This is a genomic window from Kluyvera sp. Awk 3 (assembly GCF_028069715.1).
GTDB lineage: Bacteria > Pseudomonadota > Gammaproteobacteria > Enterobacterales > Enterobacteriaceae > Kluyvera > Kluyvera georgiana_A.
On sequence record NZ_JANEWH010000063.1, the window covers coordinates 1 to 17655 of the forward strand.

A 17655-nucleotide genomic window follows, 5' to 3' on the forward strand; every position below is an offset into this window, starting at 1 on the left:
CCTCCATTTTTGCCGCGACAAACTCCTGATGCATTTGCTATAACTTACGGGCATCTGTGCATTTATCAGGGATTATTCTCATGCGTACTCAAGCGTTTTTCAAAGCGGCGGCCCTTGTGGGCGTTTTGGCATTAGCAGGTTGTGCATCGAAGACCACCACTCCTGAGCAGTACTCCGGCTTTTTAAAAGACTATTCCGGCCTGAAAGAAGCCACAACGGCGTCGGGGAAAACAGAATTGCGTTGGATCTCTCCGGACTATAAACCGGCCAATTATGCCAACGTGGTCTATAACCCGGTAACCTACTATCCGGTACCGAAACCGACCACTCAGGTTGGGCAGAAAGCGCTGACCGATATTCTGAACTACACCAATACCGAGCTGAAAAAAGCCATCAGCGAGCGTAAACCACTGGCGACCAAGGCGGGCCCGCATAGCCTGATCTTCCGCGGTGCGATTACTGCCGTTGACTCCAGCAAAGAAGGGTTGCAGTTCTACGAAGTGATTCCAATTGCGATGGTTGTTGCCGGCACTGAAGCCGCGACGGGCCACCGTACCATGAACACCAACCTGTACTTTGAGGCAGAACTGGTCGACGCCGCCACCAATAAGCCGGTGATCAAAGTGGTGCGTAAAGGGGAAGGCAAAGATCTGTCTAACTCTAACGCCCAGCTGACGCTGGATACATTGAAACAGGTTATTGATGATATGGCCATCGATGCGGTGAAATTCGACCCGTCGCAGAAATAAGCCATTATTGCTATCGCAAATAAAAGGGGAGACGTGATGGTCTCCCTTTTATTATTCATATTAGGACGGTATTGACTATTTCCGTCATATTCTTCTTCTGTCGATATTCTTTTTTTCAGTGAATGCAGTATGGCTGTCGGTACGTATCGGAAAGCGGGCCTCAGGCGCGGCTGAGATGCGGTAATCGCCAGATTTGTGGTTTGGCGAACATCACCAGGTTACCCAACAAAATGAGCACCAGCCCAACGATGGCATTAGCATGCCACTGATAGCTTTCATAAATTGTAGACAGCGTCAGTGCCACCAGAGGGAACAGCAGCGTGCTGTAGGCCGCGTTGCTGGCGCCGATACGCCCCACCAGAGTGAAATAGACGCCAAAGGCAATCACTGAACCGAACAGCGCGAGGTAGAACAGCGCTCCCATATAGCTCACCGTCCACTGCGGCGTAAAATCATCGCCGCGCAGCAGCGCCACAATGCCGATAACGATCGTGCCATAGAGCATCGCCCAGGCGTTAGTGGTCAATGTTTCCAGCCCCCGCCGCTGGTGGCGCAAGCTCAACATATTGCCCAGCGAAAAGCCGTAGGTACCCAGCGCGCTGAGCAAAATGCCCGCCAGTAGAGTACTGCTCATGCCCACTGCCTGCAGGTCGTGCCAGAAGAGCGTGATAATGCCAGCCAATCCGAGCAGGGCGGCAAAGTAAAAGCGCTTCGGCGGCGTCTGGCGAAAGAAAATAAAACTATTGATGGCGTTAAACAGCACTGCCATGGAGAAAATCACCGATTCCAGCCCGGTATTGATCCATTTTGCGGCGGTATAAAAACAGAGAAAGTTGAAACCAAACACGCAGCAGCCCTGCACCATGCAGAACAGGTGATCGCGCAACGCCAGCGGTCGCAGGCGGCGCAGACACAGCAAAATCGTCAGCATAGTGCCGCTGGCGATGGCGAAACGCCAGAAAATGGAGACGGCTTCAGGCACCGGCCCCTGCTGTAAAAAGATGGCAATCCAGGTGGTTCCCCAGATAACAACGACCAGCGTATAGAGCAGCGCGTTCATAGTTCCTCACAACGATAACAGCGATAGAAGGCGCAGTGTGACGCGTGCTGGCGGTCAGAGCTTGCAAGGAGTTGCGGTACACTTGCAAATTCTTGCGGTTTTTTTTATCCGCTGGGGCAGAAAGGTAGCATCCATGCGTGACAAGCCCTAGACTGGGTTTACCTATCATCGTGACTGAAATGTTAATGGCGCACACCTACGCGACGTTTGAGAGACTACAGAGCCAGAAGGCGATTCTGCGGGAGACCGTGGCGCTCAATTCAGGCATTCAGCTTGCCGCGTGGTATAACAAACGCGATACGCTGACGGTGCAAAGCGATCATCACACGCTGAGCCTGTATGTGGCTGATGGTTATGAAAGTTATCAAAAAACGCCGTACGGCTGGAAAAACGGCGGTGGGCCAAATCGCTTCTGCCTGATGCCCGAAGACAGTGAATCGACGTGGGATATTCGTGATGATCTGTCCTTTGTGCATCTTTATTGTACCGACGAGCACTTGCGTAAGGTCGGTGAGCAGGTGTGGGATCGCAGTCCGGCAACGATTACGCTGGATGAACAAATTTTTGGTGACGACCCCAAAATCACGCTGCTGTACCGCCAGTTTTTGCTTGGCTGCGACTGGCAGCAGCCGGCTAATCAGTTGACCCTCAGCAGCGCCAGCACGCTGCTGCTTACCCATTTGCTACAGAACTACGCTAATGTGCAGTGGCGTCTACCGACGGTGACGGGCGGGCTGGCTCCGGGCGTCCTGCGTAATACGCTCGATTTTATCGATGCGCATCTTGGCGATCCCTTAACGCTTGCGGAACTGGCTGCGCAAGCGACACTCAGCGAATATCACTTTGCGCGCATGTTCCGTCAGTCCGTAGGTTTAGCCCCGCATCAATACGTGATGCAGCGTCGCATGGACAAGGCGCAACAGTTGGTGCGCCACACCGCGCTGCCGCTAACCGATATTGCGTTAAGCTGCGGCTTTAGCTCCGCCAGCCACTTCAGTAATCGCTTTAAAGCGGTGACCGGTGCCACGCCGTCGCAGCTACGCGCGGGCCTGGCGCGATAGCAGGGCAAAGCTGGCACCACCGATAACCAGTCCCCAAAACGCCGACCCAACCCCCGCCAGGGTGATACCGCTCGCCGTGACCAGAAACGTGACCATCGCGGCGTCGCGTTCATGTGCGGAAGTGAGCGCCTGGAACAGGCTGCCGCTCAGCGTACCCAGCAATGCCAGCCCGGCAAGCATTTGAATCCACACCACAGGTAAGGCCGCCATCAGCGCGGTGATTGAGCCACCAAATACGCCCGCCAGTAGATAGAAAACACCGGCAGCGGCGGCGGCAAGCCAGCGTTTCTGCGGGTCCGGATGTGCGTCCGGGCTTTGGCAAATAGCGGCGGTAATGGCGGCAATACACACGGAATAGACGCCAAAGGGGGCCAGCAGCAGCCCAAAGGCGCCGCTAATCACAATCAACGGCGACACCGGCACGCGATAGCCGGAGGCCTGAAGCGTGGCGAGACCGGGGGCGTTCTGCGAAGCCATGGTGACCAGAAAGAAAGGAATACCCACGCTGATCAGTTGCGTTAGCGAGAAATGAGGGGCAATAAATTGCGGCGCGACAAACCCCAGCGTGGATGTATTTGTGACAATGTCACCTTTTAGTAAGGCGACAATAATTCCCACCGCCAGCGCGGCAACCACGGCATAGCGCGGCGCGAGGGCCTTAAACAGCAGCCAGCTAACCAGCATACTGCCGCACAGCAACAGTTGCCCCTGTAGCGTGGCAAATGCCTGAAGACCAAAACGCAGCAAGATTCCCGCCAGCATGGCAGCGGCCAGCGAATGGGGGATCAGCTTCATCAACCGGGCAAACCAACCGGTCAGCCCGCAAATGACAATCAGTGCGTTGGCGAAGATAAAGATACCTACCGCATCATTGAGGGTGGCTCCCTGTAAACCAGCGACCAGCAGCGCGGCGCCGGGGGTTGACCAGGCGGTGAGAATCGGGACTTTGCGCCACAGCGTCAGTGCCAGCGTGCTGATCCCCATAGCCAGACCCAGCGCCGTCATCCAGCCGGAAATTTGCTGTGCGTTGGCACCTGCTGCTGCAGCGGCTTGCCAGATAATGGCGGCAGAACTGGCATAGCCGACCAGCACGGCAACAAATCCAGCCAGCAGAGTAGGAAAAGGGATAAAAGCGGCGCGCATATCAATGACCTCTTGTGCGTTATAGCGTCCGCGTACTATATCATTGTGCGTTATAACGTACAATGTTGTGCTTCACGGACGTAAATAGCGCGCAGGTAAGGTATACTTTGGCGATAGAAAACATGGAGGCCGAATGAATATTGCGCAACATCTGGCGGCGACGCTTAAAAATTTGCGTCAGGAACGGGCATGGAGCCTGTCAAAGCTGGCAGAAGAAACCGGTGTATCTAAGGCGATGCTGGGGCAGATTGAACGTAATGAATCCAGCCCCACGGTGGCGACGCTGTGGAAAATCGCCACGGGCCTGAACGTCCCGTTTTCCGTTTTTATCACCCCGGCGGAAGCAGACGGCGAGCAGTCGTTCGACCCTCAACAGCAAGCGATGGTGGTGACGCCGATCTTTCCCTGGGATCCTGAACTGTGCTTTGACCATTTCTCGATCACCCTGGCGCCTGGCGCACTAAGCGAATCGACTCCGCATGAAAAAGGGGTGATTGAACATGTGGTGGTGATCGGCGGCCAGTTGGATATGTGCATTCAGGGGGAATGGCGTCGTCTTGAGGCGGGAGAAGGGCTTCGGTTTGCGGGCGATCTCCCGCACGCTTATCGCAACAGCGGCGAGCAAACCGTGCATTTCCACTCTATTATTCATTACCCAAAAGAAAAAGCCGCAGGCAGGCCTGCGGCAAATCACGACAATGAACCATAACGTGGCCGTTACGAGGAAAGTCCGGAATACGGGGCTGACTCTAACCTATTGATGATGCAAGCGGAAATGACCATTTCGGCAATAGGTTGCCGAAATTCAGCTAACCGCGGCGCAGAAGCGATGGAAACTGTTTTCGTCTATCGCAGCTTCTGGCTACAATAGCCGCCATTTTGTGACCCTACTGGATAACTCCGACTGTATGCGCCAGCAAAACGCTCATCTTGAACTTCTTAGCCCGGCACGCGATACGGCAATTGCCCGCGAAGCCATTCTGCACGGCGCTGATGCCGTTTATATTGGCGGCCCCGGTTTTGGCGCGCGCCATAACGCCAGCAACAGCTTGCAGGATATCGCCGAACTGGTGCCGTTTGCCCATCGCTTTGGCGCCAAAATTTTTATTACGCTGAACACCATTCTGCATGATGATGAGCTGGAACCGGCGCAAAAGCTGATTACCAACCTGTATGATGCGGGCGTTGATGCGCTGATCGTGCAGGATATGGGAATTTTGCAGCTGGATATTCCCCCCATTGAGCTCCACGCCAGTACGCAATGTGATATCCGCAGCGTAGAAAAGGCCAAATTTCTCTCCGACGTCGGATTTAGTCAGATCGTGCTGGCGCGCGAACTGAATCTTCAGCAGATCAAAGCGATCCACGAGGCCACCGACGCCACCATCGAGTTCTTTATCCACGGCGCGCTGTGCGTGGCTTATTCCGGCCAGTGTAATATCTCGCATGCCCAGACCGGGCGTAGCGCCAACCGCGGCGATTGCTCTCAGGCCTGTCGACTGCCGTATACCCTGAAAGATGATCAGGGACGCGTGGTCGCCTTTGAAAAACACCTGTTGTCGATGAAAGACAACGATCAGACCGCCAACCTTGGCGCGCTGATTGATGCGGGCGTGCGCTCCTTCAAGATTGAAGGCCGCTACAAAGATATGAGCTACGTGAAGAACATCACCGCCCATTACCGCCAGATGCTCGACGCCATTATTGAAGAACGCGGTGATTTAGCTCGCGCTTCCGCGGGACGTACCGAACATTTCTTTGTTCCGTCGACCGATAAAACCTTCCATCGCGGCAGCACGGACTACTTCGTCAACCAGCGGCAGATGAACATCGGCGCCTTCGACTCACCGAAGTTTGTTGGTCTGCCAGTGGGCGAAGTGCTGAAGGTCAACAAAGAGACGTTGGATGTTGAGGTGAGCGAACCGCTGGCGAACGGCGATGGCCTGAATGTGCTGATCAAACGTGAAGTCGTCGGTTTTCGTGCCAATACGGTGGAAAAAATCGGCGAAAATCGCTATCGCGTTTGGCCGAACGAAATGCCGGCGGACCTGCATAAGGCGCGACCGCATCAGGTGCTGAACCGTAACCTCGACCATAACTGGCAGCAGGCGCTGCTGAAAACCTCCAGCGAGCGTCGTATCGCAGTGGATATCGAGCTTTCTGGCTGTCAGGAACAGCTGGTGCTGACGCTGACCAGTGAAGATGGCGTCACGGTGACCCACACCTTAGACGGCGAGTTTGCGACGGCGAACAACGCTGATAAAGCGCTCACTCAGTTGCATGACGGCGTCGCTAAACTCGGGCAAACGCTGTACTACGCGCGGAACGTTGATGTGATGCTGCCGGAAGCGTTATTTGTCCCCAACAGCCAGCTCAACCAGCTGCGCCGTGAAACCGTCGATTTGCTCGATCGGGCGCGTCTCAACGCCTATGTTCGCGGTAGCCGTAAAGCCGTCGCCAGCCCGGCACCGGTTTATCCGGAAAGCCATCTCAGCTTCCTGGCGAACGTCTACAACCATAAAGCGCGCGAGTTTTATCACCGCTATGGCGTGCAGCTGATCGATGCCGCGTATGAAGCGCATGAAGAGAAGGGCGATGTCCCGGTGATGATCACCAAGCACTGCCTACGTTTTGCGTTCAATCTGTGTCCGAAGCAGGCAAAAGGATCGATTAAAAGCTGGAAGGCGACGCCGATGCAGCTGATTAACGGTGATGAAGTGCTGACGCTGAAGTTTGATTGTCGCCCATGTGAAATGCACGTGATTGGCAAAATCAAAAATCACATTTTGAAAATGCCCCTGCCGGGGAGCGTGGTTGCGTCGGTAAGTCCGGATGATTTACTGAAAACGCTGCCAAAGCGTAAAAACGCACCTTTGTAGTCCGTCTGCGAGCAGCAACGCGGCCCCGCGGGTAACGAAAAAGGCCGGAAAGCGATTACGCTCTCCGGCCTTTTTTAGTTAGTTATGCTGACCGTTTGGTGGTGGCAGTTTATTGTCGCCGTCGTGTTTTGGCGGTTGGCCCTTACCATCATGCTGCGGACCTTTATTGTCATGCGGCGGTTGGCCTTTGCCATCATGCTGCGGACCTTTATTGTCGTGCGGCGGCTGACCTTTGCCATCGTGCTGCGAACCTTTATTGTCGCGCGGCGTTTGGCCTTTGCCATCGTGCTGCTGTGGTCCTTTGTTCTCCCGCGGTGGTTGACCATTATGCTGTTGTTCTACCGGTGGTTTTTTCGGCGGTTCCTGATGATCGGCGGCGAACGCCGTTGAACACAGACCCATTGCCAGGAAAGCAGACAGTGCGATAATTTTCTTCATCATGTACTCCATACATTGCTTAGTGCAGTGGGGGTAGTTGACCAATAAAAAGTGGAGGAAATGTGAAGCCCCAGAGAATTAGGATTTCTCTGGGGGGAGAAAAAAGAAAGGTATCTGATTGTTCTCTCAGGATTTAAAACCGGCAGCGGTCATCAGTATACGAAATAAACTCCCCACCACCGCCAGCGCCAGTACGCTGCCGCCCCACAATGCAACCAGCCAGAATATTCGCGAAATCCAGCGATTTTTCATCAGTGGTACCCCTCATTTTGCGGCACTTTGCCGCGGAAAACGTAGTAGCTCCAGAAGGTGTACACCAGGATCACTGGAATGATAAATATCGCGCCAATCAGCATAAACTCCTGACTTTGTACCGGTGCGGCAGCCTGCCACAGGGTGATAGACGGCGGTATAATGGCCGGCCAGATACTGATGCCCAACCCGCTGAAACCGAGAAAGACGAGCGCCAGCGTCAGAATGAACGGCGGCACGTGGCTTTCCGGTTGCCCCAGATGGCGCCACAGCAGCGCGCTGACGGCGAGTACCAGCAGCGGTACGGGCAGCAAATAATAGAGATTGGGCAAGCTGAACCAGCGCGTGGCGATGGATGAATGCAGCAGCGGGGTCCACAGGCTGATGCAAGCGATCACGGCCAGCAGCGCCAGCAGCAGCCCGCGCGCGGCGCGTCGCATACTGGCTTGCAGCGCGTCTTCGCTTTTCATCACCAGCCAGCTGGCACCCAGCAGCGCGTAAGCGATAACCAGCCCAACGCCACAAAACAGCGTAAACGGCGTCAGCCAGTCGAAAGCGCCGCCGCTGTAAGCGCGGTCGGTGACCTGGAAACCGTTGATTACCGCACCCACGACGATCCCCTGGCAGAAGGTAGCCAGAATGGAACCGCCCATAAACGCCTTGTCCCAGAACGGGCGATGAGAGGGCGTGGCGTTAAAGCGAAACTCGAAGGCGACGCCACGAAATATCAGCCCCACCAGCATGAGGGAGAGCGGAATGGTTAACGCGTCGATGATCACCGCGTAGGCCAACGGAAACGCGCCGAATAACCCCGCACCGCCGAGAACCAGCCAGGTTTCGTTGCCGTCCCACACCGGGGCCACACTGTTCACCATGACATCTCGCTCCTGGGCCGTTTTGGTGAAGGGGAACAGAATGCCGATCCCTAAGTCGAAGCCATCCATCACGATATACATCAGGGTGGCAAAAACGATAATCACAAACCAGATAATGGACAGATCGAGGCTCATGCGCGCTCCTCCTTAGATTGTTGTTGCTCAATAGCGGCAGAGAGCGGACGTGCTGGCGTACCGTGTGGTTCAGGGGTAAAGGGCTGCGGCCCTTTGCGAATCAGACGCACCATGTAGCTGTAGCCCACGCCAAAGACCGAGCTGTACACCACGAAGAAGGTCACCAGGCTGATGCTCATATGCAGGTCACCGTGTGCGGAAACCGCGTCTGCTGTGCGTTGCAAACCATAAACTACCCACGGCTGGCGGCCCACTTCCGTGGTCACCCAGCCGGCGAGGATCGCCACCAGACCGGATGGCCCCATCAGCAGCGCAAACCACAGGAACGGACGCGAGGTATAGAGGGTTTGCTTCTTGCGCAGCCACAGCGCGACAACCCCGAGCAGCAGCATCAGCATGCCCAACCCGGCCATGATGCGGAACGACCAGAAGACGATTGTCGAGTTTGGCCGGTCTTCTTTGGCAAACTCCTTTAACGCAGGAACCTGTTTGTCCAGACTATGGGTGAGGATCAGGCTGCCGAGCGCGGGGATCTCCAGTCCATAACGGGTACGTTCCTGTTCCATATCCGGCCAGCCGAACAGCAGTAGCGGCGTCGGTTCTCCCGGCGGGTTCTCCCAGTGGCCTTCAATGGCGGCAATTTTCGCCGGCTGATGTTTCAGGGTGTTAAGACCGTGCATATCGCCGACCATCGCCTGAATGGGGGCGACAATGAGCGTCATCCACAATGACATGGAAAACATGACGCGTATGGCAGGCGACGTGTTGCCGCGCAGCAGATGCCAGGCCGCCGACGCCCCAACGAACAGCGCGCTGCTCAGGAACGCGGCGATAGACATATGCAGGAGTCGATATGGGAAGGATGGGTTAAACACCACTGCGAACCAGTCAACCGGAACAACCTGACCGTTGACGATTTCATACCCCTGCGGGGTCTGCATCCAGCTGTTGGAGGCGAGGATCCAGAAGGTAGAGATGATCGTTCCCAGGGCGACCATGCAGGTGGCAAAAAAATGCAGGCCCGGCCCGACGCGCTTCCAGCCGAACAGCATGACGCCAAGAAAACCCGCCTCAAGGAAGAAAGCGGTTAGCACCTCGTAGGTCAGTAACGGGCCGGTAATACTGCCCGCAAACTGCGAGAAGCCGCTCCAGTTAGTGCCAAACTGATAGGCCATGACCAGGCCAGAAACGACCCCCATGCCGAAGTTAACGGCGAAGATCTTTGACCAGAACAGGTACAGCGAGCGCCAGACCGGGTTGCGGGTTTTAAGCCATAGCCCTTCCAGCACCGCCAGATAGCTTGCCAGGCCAATCGTGATGGCGGGGAAGATGATGTGAAACGAAACGGTAAAGGCAAATTGAATTCGCGCGAGGTGAAACGCATCAAGACCGAACATGCTGACTCCGGGGGAATAAATATCTCCCGGCGATTGTACGAAGCTTGTGGTTTGGGTTGCAGAAACAGTCTGGGTGTTTTAATTGATAACAGTTTACTGATGCTAATGTCGTTATGTTATGTAAACCCGCTGGGTGTTCACTGTTTGAAACTCATATCAGTTACATAAAAATGCATTTTTTTTAACGCTGATATAAAATGCTGGTAAGACAGAGTTAGCGGAATTGATCATGAAAAAGTACCAGCGTCTTGCTGCGCAAATGACGGAACAGATCGCCCACGGGGTATGGCAACCGGGTGATAAGCTGCCTTCGCTACGCGAGCAGGTGGTCAACAGTGGGATGAGTTTTATGACGGTTAGTCATGCTTATCAACTGCTGGAGAGCCAGGGCAGAATCGTCGCGCGCCCGCAGTCTGGTTACTATGTCGCGCCACACCCTGTTTCACCGCGTGCTGCGGCCTCTGCGCCACAGGTCATGCCTGATAACGCCGTTGACATTAACACCTATATATTCGAGGTCCTGCAGGCCAGCCGCAATGCGGCGGTGCTGCCGTTTGCCTCCGCGTTTCCTGACCCGCGTCTTTTTCCATTGCCGCAGCTGAACCGCTCACTGGCGCAGGTAAGTAAAACCGCGACGGCCATGAGCGTGATTGAAAACCTGCCGCCGGGTAACGATGAACTGCGACATGCGATTGCACGTCGCTACGCATTACAGGGAATGACCATTTCGCCGGATGAGATTGTCATTACCGCCGGGGCGCTGGAGGCGCTAAACCTGAGCCTGCAGGCGGTCACGGAGCCCGGCGACTGGGTTATCGTGGAAAACCCGTGTTTTTACGGCGCGTTACAGGCGTTAGAGCGGCTGAAGCTAAAAGCGCTTTCGATAGCGACCGATGTGAAAGAGGGGATCGATCTCGATGCGCTGGTACAGGCGTTGAAGCATTATCCGGTAAAAGCCTGCTGGTTGATGACCAACAGCCAGAATCCGCTGGGCTTTACGCTGACGCCGGAGAAAAAGGCGCGACTGATTGAGATCCTCACTGCGCATAACGTCACGCTGATTGAAGATGATGTCTACAGCGAACTCTATTTTGGCCGCGAAAAGCCGTTGCCCGCAAAGGCATGGGACAAGCAGGATATGACGCTGCACTGTAGCTCGTTTTCTAAATGTCTGGTGCCGGGGTTCCGCATCGGTTGGGTTGCGGCGGGCAAGCATGCCCGCCGCATTCAACATTTGCAGTTGATGAGTACGCTTTCCACCAGTTCGCCAATGCAGCTGGCGTTGGTCGATTATCTGGCGACCAAGCGTTATGACGCGCATCTGCGCCGCCTGCGTCGTCAGTTAGCGGAACGGAAACAGATGGCGTGGCAGTCGCTGATGCGTTCACTCCCGTCTGAAGTGCGTATTCATCATAATGACAGCGGCTATTTTCTCTGGCTGGAACTGCCGGCGGGAATGGATGCTGGAACGTTAAGCACACGCGCGCTGGAACATCAGATCAGCATTGCGCCGGGCAAAATGTTTTCAACGACTGACAACTGGGCGTCATTCTTTCGTTTTAATACCGCCTGGGGTTGGGGAGAAAGAGAAGACCATGCGGTGGAAACCCTCGGTAAACTTATTCGCCAGATGCTGAATTAATCACAAACGCTTATTCCAGATTATCCCCTTAATAATATTCATGCTAATTAAGGGGATATTTCATTGCACCGGTCATAGGAAATACGCATAGCGCTCCTGGCTGGTAACTCCTTGTCTATAATCCATATTATCAGCATCAACTCATTCATTTTGCGGAATGCGCCCTTTGTCACAACCTGTGCAAATTTTTATCTGCGGCGCAGGTGAGTGCCTTAGTGACGTCTATTTTTAAACAGGGAGATATTTTTAACGGCACGGCTGCCGCTCCATTTCATTGTGACAGGAGTAAAAACTTTATGAGCAAGAAATTTGCCCACAGCAGCCTGTGCGCGTTGGTCGTGACGATCGCCACGGCCCACGCCGCCGAACCGCCGACATCGCTGGGAAAGGGCGAAGGGCGGCTGGATATTATTGCCTGGCCGGGGTATGTCGAACGTGGTCAGACCGACAAACAGTATGACTGGGTGACCGCGTTCGAAAAAGAGAGCGGCTGCCAGGTGAACGTCAAAACGGCGGCCACCTCGGACGAAATGGTCAGCCTGATGGCAAAAGGGGGCTATGACCTGGTCACCGCATCCGGTGATGCCTCGCTACGCCTGATTATGGGCAAACGCGTGCAACCGATTAATACCGCGCTTATCGAAAACTGGAAAACGCTTGACCCGAGGCTCGCCAAAGGCGCCTGGTTTAACGTTGACGGAAAAGTCTACGGTACGCCCTATCAGTGGGGACCAAACCTGCTGATGTACAACACCAAAACGTTTCCTACGCCGCCAGACTCCTGGAGCGTGGTCTTTGTGAAGCAGGATCTACCGGATGGCAAGACGAATCAGGGGCGCGTGCAGGCTTATGATGGCCCGATTTACATTGCCGATGCGGCGCTGTTTGTCAAAGCGACGCAGCCGCAGCTGGGGATTAGCGATCCTTACCAGCTCACTGAAGAACAATATCAGGCCGTGCTTAAGGTCCTGCGCGATCAGCATGCCTTGATTCACCGCTACTGGCACGATACCACGGTGCAAATGAGCGACTTTAAAAACGAAGGCGTGGTCGCGTCCAGCGCCTGGCCGTATCAAGCTAACGGTCTGAAAGGCGAAGGTCAGCCGATTGCCACGGTGTTCCCGAAGGAGGGCGTGACCGGGTGGGCGGATACCACCATGCTCCATGCTGACGCTAAACATCCGGTCTGTGCCTACAAATGGATGAACTGGTCGTTAACGCCAAAAGTCCAGGGAGATGTCGCGGCCTGGTTTGGCTCGTTGCCGGTGGTGGCTGAAGGATGTAAAGCTAGTACGTTGCTCGGCGACAAAGGTTGTGAAACCAATGGCTACAGCTTCTTCGACAAGATTGCCTTCTGGAAAACCCCGATTGCTGAAGGCGGCAAATATGTCCCCTATAGCCGCTGGACGCAGGACTACATTGCGATTATGGGCGGTCGTTAATCAGTCGGGAGCTCATCATGACCTATGCAGTCGAGTTTCATGACGTCTCGCGGTTTTATGGCGACGTTCGGGCGGTGGATGGGGTGAGTATTGCCATCCATGACGGCGAGTTCTTTTCTATGCTGGGGCCGTCAGGCTCCGGCAAAACCACCTGCCTGCGCCTGATTGCCGGGTTTGAACAACTGTCCGGCGGCGCGATTTCGATTTTTGGACGTCATGCCAGCGAACTTCCCCCGTGGGAGCGTGACGTCAATACCGTTTTTCAGGATTACGCGCTGTTTCCGCATATGTCAGTGCTCGATAACGTTGCCTACGGACTCATGGTTAAAGGGGTGGGCAAGAAAGAGCGGCAGACTAAAGCCGCGCAGGCGCTAGAAAAGGTGGCGCTGGGATTTGTCGCGATGCGAAAACCCTCGCAGCTTTCCGGCGGCCAGCGTCAGCGGGTGGCGATCGCCCGTGCGCTGGTGAATGAACCGCGCGTGCTGCTGCTTGATGAGCCGCTGGGCGCGCTGGATCTTAAGCTGCGTGAACAGATGCAGTTCGAACTGAAAAAGCTCCAGCAGGAGCTTGGCATCACCTTTATCTTCGTGACCCACGATCAGGGCGAAGCGTTGTCGATGTCCGACCGGGTGGCGGTGTTTAACAGCGGGCGCATTGAACAGGTCGATACGCCGCGCGCGTTGTATCTGCGGCCACGTACGCCGTTTGTGGCCAGCTTTGTGGGGACGTCGAACGTGTTTAATCCGGCTATGGCCGAAACGTTGTGCGGCATGAGCGGAAACTGGGCGCTGCGCCCTGAACATATTCGCCTGAATGAAGGTGGTGAAGTAGAGGTAAAAGGCCGGGTGCAGGCGGTGCAGTATCAAGGCGCGGCGACGCGCTATGAATTGCTGTTGGAAAGCGGCGATCGGCTGCTGGTCAGCCAGCCAAACTTCTCCGTCGGGCTAAATGCTGAAGGGCCAACGGTCGGCGGCGAAGTACTGGCTTCCTGGCCGCGAGATGCCATGGTGGCGTTGGATGGAGGGAGGTGAATGGAGATGAGCATGTCGCCTGTTCCTCCTGCCCGCAATGCCGGGAAAATATCCGGTCTGTTCTGGCGTAAGCCGATGTTAGGGCTGTTCCTGTTGCTGCTCGGGCCGCTGATGTGGTTTGGCATCGTCTATTTTGGCTCACTGCTCACGCTGTTGTGGCAGGGCTTCTACACTTTCGATGACTTCACCATGTCGGTCACGCCTACGCTCACGCTGGCAAACCTCTATGCGCTATTTAACCCAGCCAACTACGACATCATTCTACGAACGCTGGTTATGGCGCTAGCGGTAACCGTCGCCAGTGCGCTGCTGGCCTTTCCGATGGCGTGGTATATGGCGCGCTATACCCGCGGTAAACAGAAGGCCTTCTTTTACGTGGCGGTGATGCTGCCGATGTGGGCCAGCTATATTGTGAAAGCCTACGCATGGACGCTACTGCTGGCCAAGGACGGCGTCGCGCAGTGGTTCCTTAGCCATCTGGGCTTGCAGCCGGTGCTGGCGGCTGTGCTGACGCTACCGGGGATCGGGGGGAATACACTCTCAACGTCCGGGCTGGGGCGCTTTCTGGTGTTCGTTTATATCTGGCTGCCCTTTATGATCCTGCCTGTACAGGCTGCGCTGGAGCGCATTCCCGGATCGCTGCTGCAGGCTTCAGCGGACCTTGGCGCGCTACCGCGCCAGACTTTCCGCCATGTGGTATTGCCGCTGGCGATTCCAGGGATTGCCGCGGGGTCGATTTTCACTTTCTCGCTAACCCTTGGAGACTTTATCGTCCCGCAGCTGGTGGGGCCTCCGGGGTATTTTATCGGCAATATGGTTTATTCCCAGCAGGGGGCGATCGGCAATATGCCGATGGCGGCGGCATTTACCCTTGTTCCCATCGTGCTGATTGCCCTCTATCTGGCGTTCGTGAAACGTCTGGGAGCGTTTGATGCACTCTGATCGCGCACCGTGGTTTCTCAAAATCGCCGCCTGTGGCGGTGTGATTTTTCTCCATTTTCCGTTGGTGATTATTGCGCTATACGCGTTCAACACCGAAGACGCCGCCTTCAGCTTTCCGCCGCAGGGCCTGACGCTGCGCTGGTTTAGCGAAGCGGCAGGGCGCAGCGATATCTACGAGGCCGTGACACTGTCACTTAAAATAGCCACCCTGTCGACGGCGATTGCGCTGGTACTTGGCACGCTTGCTGCAGCAGCGCTCTGGCGGCGGGATTTCTTTGGTAAAAGCGCGATATCGCTGTTGCTGCTCCTTCCCATCGCTTTACCCGGCATTGTCACGGGGCTGGCGCTGCTGACGGCGTTTAAGACGGTGAATCTGGAGCCGGGGCTGCTCACTATCGTGATTGGTCACGCGACCTTTTGCGTGGTGGTGGTTTTTAACAACGTGATTGCCCGCTTTCGCCGTACGTCATGGAGCCTGGTGGAGGCGTCAATGGATCTCGGCGCCAACGGCTGGCAAACCTTCCGCCATGTGGTGCTGCCGAACCTTGGCTCGGCGCTGCTGGCAGGAGGCATGCTGGCGTTTGCGCTGTCGTTTGATGAAATTATCGTCACCACGTTTACCGCAGGCCACGAGCGTACGTTGCCGCTGTGGTTGCTGAACCAATTGGGCCGACCACGCGATGTGCCGGTGACCAACGTAGTCGCACTGCTGGTGATGGTGCTGACGATGATACCGATTTTAGGGGCGTGGTGGCTGACGCGCGAAGACGAAACAGCCGCTGGCGGTGGGACGACATTTAACTAAAACAGGATCATGCTATGCAACATAAGTTACTGATTAACGGTGAACTGGTGGCCGGTGAAGGCGACGCGCAGCCGGTCTATAACCCGGCGACGGGCGAGATCCTGCTGACGATTACCGAGGCTTCGGCCACTCAGGTTGATGCGGCGGTGAATGCCGCCGACCGCGCATTTGTTCAGTGGGGGCAAACGACGCCGAAACAGCGGTCGGAGTGCTTGTTAAAACTGGCAGACGTTATTGAAGCGCACGCAGAAACCTTCGCCCGGCTCGAATCGCTCAACTGTGGCAAGCCGTTGCACTGCGTGGTGAACGACGAAATCCCGGCGGTGGTGGATGTGTTCCGCTTCTTCGCCGGTGCAGCGCGCTGCCTGAACGGGCTGGCTGCCGGGGAGTATCTGGAAGGCCATACCTCAATGATTCGCCGGGATCCGATTGGCGTGGTGGCGTCGATCGCGCCGTGGAACTATCCGCTAATGATGGCGGCGTGGAAGCTGGCTCCGGCGCTGGCGGCGGGTAACTGCGTGGTGCTGAAACCTTCTGAGATCACGCCGCTCACGGCGCTGACGCTGGCTGAGCTGGCGAAAGATATCTTCCCGGCAGGTGTACTGAACGTGCTGTTTGGTCGCGGCCAAACCGTGGGCGATCCACTGACCGGGCATGCGAAGGTGCGGATGGTTTCGCTGACGGGCTCGATTGCCACCGGCGAGCATATTCTGGCGCACACGGCGTCCTCGATTAAGCGCACGCATATGGAACTGGGTGGGAAAGCGCCGGTGATCGTCTTTGATGATGCCGATATTGATGCGGTTATTGAGGGGGTCAGAACCTTTGGTTTCTATAACGCCGGGCAGGATTGTACCGCCGCCTGTCGTATCTACGCGCAGCGGGGCGTTTACGACCGGCTGGTCGCCAGACTTGGCGCGGCGGTGGCGAGCCTGAAGGTGGGGGCGCCGGAAGATGAGAGCACCGAACTGGGGCCGTTGAGCTCCCAGGCACACCTCACGCGCGTTAGCGATGCCGTCGCGCGCGCCAAAGCCTTACCGCACGTCAAAGTGGTAACCGGCGGTGAAAAGGTGGCGGGGAAGGGGTTCTATTTCCAGCCAACGCTGCTGGCGGGCGCTCACCAGGAGGATGATATCGTCCAACGCGAAGTGTTTGGCCCGGTTGTCAGCGTGACCGTCTTTGACAGTGAAGAACAGGTGCTGGCGTGGGCTAACGATTCGCAATATGGGCTGGCTTCATCGGTGTGGACGCAGGATGTTGGCCGCGCGCATCGCATGAGCGCGCGCTTGCAGTACGGCTGCACCTGGGTCAACACCCACTTTATGCTGGTCAGTGAAATGCCGCATGGTGGGCAAAAACTGTCGGGCTACGGCAAGGATATGTCGATGTACGGTCTGGAGGATTATACCGTGGTGCGGCATGTGATGATTAAGCACTGATTACTCCCTTTGCGGTAGGGGAAAACCTGCCGCGCCGCGCGGCAGTTTTGACATGCCCGGAGCAACGTGCGAGGATCCGCGCCGTTGTAAAACCGGGCATAGTCAGAGAGATGAAAAAGAGTATTGTGTGCAGTGCCGTCGCCGCGGCGGCCTTAATGGGTACAGGCATTTATTATTCAGCAGGCCGCATTGCCGCCTGTGATGGCGATAACCACGTAACAGCGGCTTGCCTGGCTGAAGCCTGGGATGCCGAAAAAGTGAATTTAATTCCGCAGTACGATCCGAATCATTATGTAAGCGATCCGACCACCGACAGCATTTTTGCCGCCTCCAAACCAAAACGCTAAGTGTAAGCTGAATCACAG

At 55.9% G+C, this 17655-nt stretch carries 17 protein-coding genes; 11 read left to right on the plus strand and 6 right to left on the minus strand.

What is annotated here, in order from left to right; genetic code table 11:
• Positions 1–80 precede the first annotated feature (80 nt).
• Positions 81–749, plus strand: coding sequence for a DUF3313 domain-containing protein (locus NNN71_RS14110; RefSeq protein WP_163446453.1), 669 nt, complete (start codon positions 81–83; stop codon positions 747–749).
• Positions 750–909: 160 nt separating this feature from the next.
• Here NNN71_RS14110 and NNN71_RS14115 read toward each other — a convergent pair whose 3' ends face one another.
• On the minus strand, positions 910–1809 hold the full coding sequence (locus NNN71_RS14115) for a DMT family transporter (RefSeq protein ID WP_271458748.1): 900 nt from the start codon (positions 1807–1809) through the stop codon (positions 910–912).
• Positions 1810–1994: 185 nt separating this feature from the next.
• On the opposite strand from NNN71_RS14115, the gene NNN71_RS14120 reads away from it, so the two are divergent.
• Complete coding sequence (locus NNN71_RS14120; RefSeq protein ID WP_163446451.1) at positions 1995–2870, plus strand: helix-turn-helix domain-containing protein; 876 nt, start codon at positions 1995–1997, stop codon at positions 2868–2870.
• On the opposite strand, the gene NNN71_RS14125 is transcribed toward NNN71_RS14120, so the two are convergent.
• Complete coding sequence (locus NNN71_RS14125) at positions 2847–4013, minus strand: benzoate/H(+) symporter BenE family transporter (RefSeq protein WP_271458749.1); 1167 nt, start codon at positions 4011–4013, stop codon at positions 2847–2849. The two genes, NNN71_RS14120 and NNN71_RS14125, sit on opposite strands and share 24 nt — an antisense overlap.
• A 133-nt stretch (positions 4014–4146) precedes the next feature.
• Between NNN71_RS14125 and NNN71_RS14130 the strand changes: the two genes are divergently transcribed.
• Together NNN71_RS14130 and NNN71_RS14135 are read left to right on the plus strand one after the other, a co-directional pair.
• Positions 4147–4722, plus strand: coding sequence for a helix-turn-helix domain-containing protein (locus tag NNN71_RS14130; protein ID WP_249023226.1), 576 nt, complete (start codon positions 4147–4149; stop codon positions 4720–4722).
• A 199-nt stretch (positions 4723–4921) separates the two neighbouring features.
• A complete protein-coding gene (locus tag NNN71_RS14135) occupies positions 4922–6892 on the plus strand; it encodes a peptidase U32 family protein (RefSeq protein ID WP_271458750.1) in 1971 nt (656 codons plus the stop codon).
• 78 nt (positions 6893–6970) lie between these two features.
• Here the strand turns inward: NNN71_RS14135 and NNN71_RS14140 are convergent, their stop codons facing one another.
• The 4 genes from NNN71_RS14140 to NNN71_RS14155 form a co-directional block, all read right to left on the minus strand.
• On the minus strand, positions 6971–7333 hold the full coding sequence (locus NNN71_RS14140; protein WP_271458751.1) for a hypothetical protein: 363 nt from the start codon (positions 7331–7333) through the stop codon (positions 6971–6973).
• A gap of 123 nt (positions 7334–7456) precedes the next feature.
• Positions 7457–7582, minus strand: coding sequence for a DUF2474 domain-containing protein (locus tag NNN71_RS14145; protein WP_271458752.1), 126 nt, complete (start codon positions 7580–7582; stop codon positions 7457–7459).
• Positions 7582–8592: a cytochrome d ubiquinol oxidase subunit II gene (gene cydB, locus NNN71_RS14150; RefSeq protein WP_271458753.1), complete on the minus strand. Its 1011-nt coding sequence runs from the start codon at positions 8590–8592 to the stop codon at positions 7582–7584. Before cydB ends, NNN71_RS14145 begins: the two co-directional genes overlap by 1 nt.
• Positions 8589–9989, minus strand: a complete 1401-nt coding sequence (locus NNN71_RS14155) for a cytochrome ubiquinol oxidase subunit I (RefSeq protein ID WP_271458754.1) — start codon at positions 9987–9989, stop codon at positions 8589–8591. The genes cydB and NNN71_RS14155 overlap by 4 nt, the downstream gene beginning before the upstream one ends.
• Before the next feature lie 229 nt (positions 9990–10218).
• Between NNN71_RS14155 and NNN71_RS14160 the strand changes: the two genes are divergently transcribed.
• The 7 genes from NNN71_RS14160 (at position 10219) to NNN71_RS14190 (ending at position 17637) form a co-directional block, all read left to right on the plus strand.
• Positions 10219–11631 (plus strand): aminotransferase-like domain-containing protein, encoded by a 1413-nt coding sequence (locus tag NNN71_RS14160; protein ID WP_271458755.1) that lies wholly within the window; start codon positions 10219–10221, stop codon positions 11629–11631.
• Between the two features lie 296 nt (positions 11632–11927).
• A complete protein-coding gene (gene ydcS, locus NNN71_RS14165) occupies positions 11928–13073 on the plus strand; it encodes a putative ABC transporter substrate-binding protein YdcS (RefSeq protein ID WP_167575770.1) in 1146 nt (381 codons plus the stop codon).
• A 17-nt stretch (positions 13074–13090) separates the two neighbouring features.
• Positions 13091–14104: an ABC transporter ATP-binding protein gene (locus NNN71_RS14170; protein ID WP_249023230.1), complete on the plus strand. Its 1014-nt coding sequence runs from the start codon at positions 13091–13093 to the stop codon at positions 14102–14104.
• Positions 14105–15046 carry an ABC transporter permease gene (locus NNN71_RS14175; protein ID WP_163446442.1) on the plus strand — a complete coding sequence of 314 codons (942 nt, stop codon included), beginning with the start codon at positions 14105–14107 and terminating at the stop codon, positions 15044–15046.
• Entirely contained in the window at positions 15036–15851 is an 816-nt protein-coding gene (locus NNN71_RS14180) for an ABC transporter permease (RefSeq protein ID WP_163446441.1), read from the plus strand. The genes NNN71_RS14175 and NNN71_RS14180 overlap by 11 nt, the downstream gene beginning before the upstream one ends.
• A gap of 14 nt (positions 15852–15865) precedes the next feature.
• Positions 15866–17290 carry an aminobutyraldehyde dehydrogenase gene (patD, locus tag NNN71_RS14185; protein WP_163446440.1) on the plus strand — a complete coding sequence of 475 codons (1425 nt, stop codon included), beginning with the start codon at positions 15866–15868 and terminating at the stop codon, positions 17288–17290.
• Positions 17291–17400: 110 nt separating this feature from the next.
• Positions 17401–17637, plus strand: coding sequence for a hypothetical protein (locus NNN71_RS14190; RefSeq protein ID WP_271458756.1), 237 nt, complete (start codon positions 17401–17403; stop codon positions 17635–17637).
• Positions 17638–17655 lie beyond the last annotated feature (18 nt).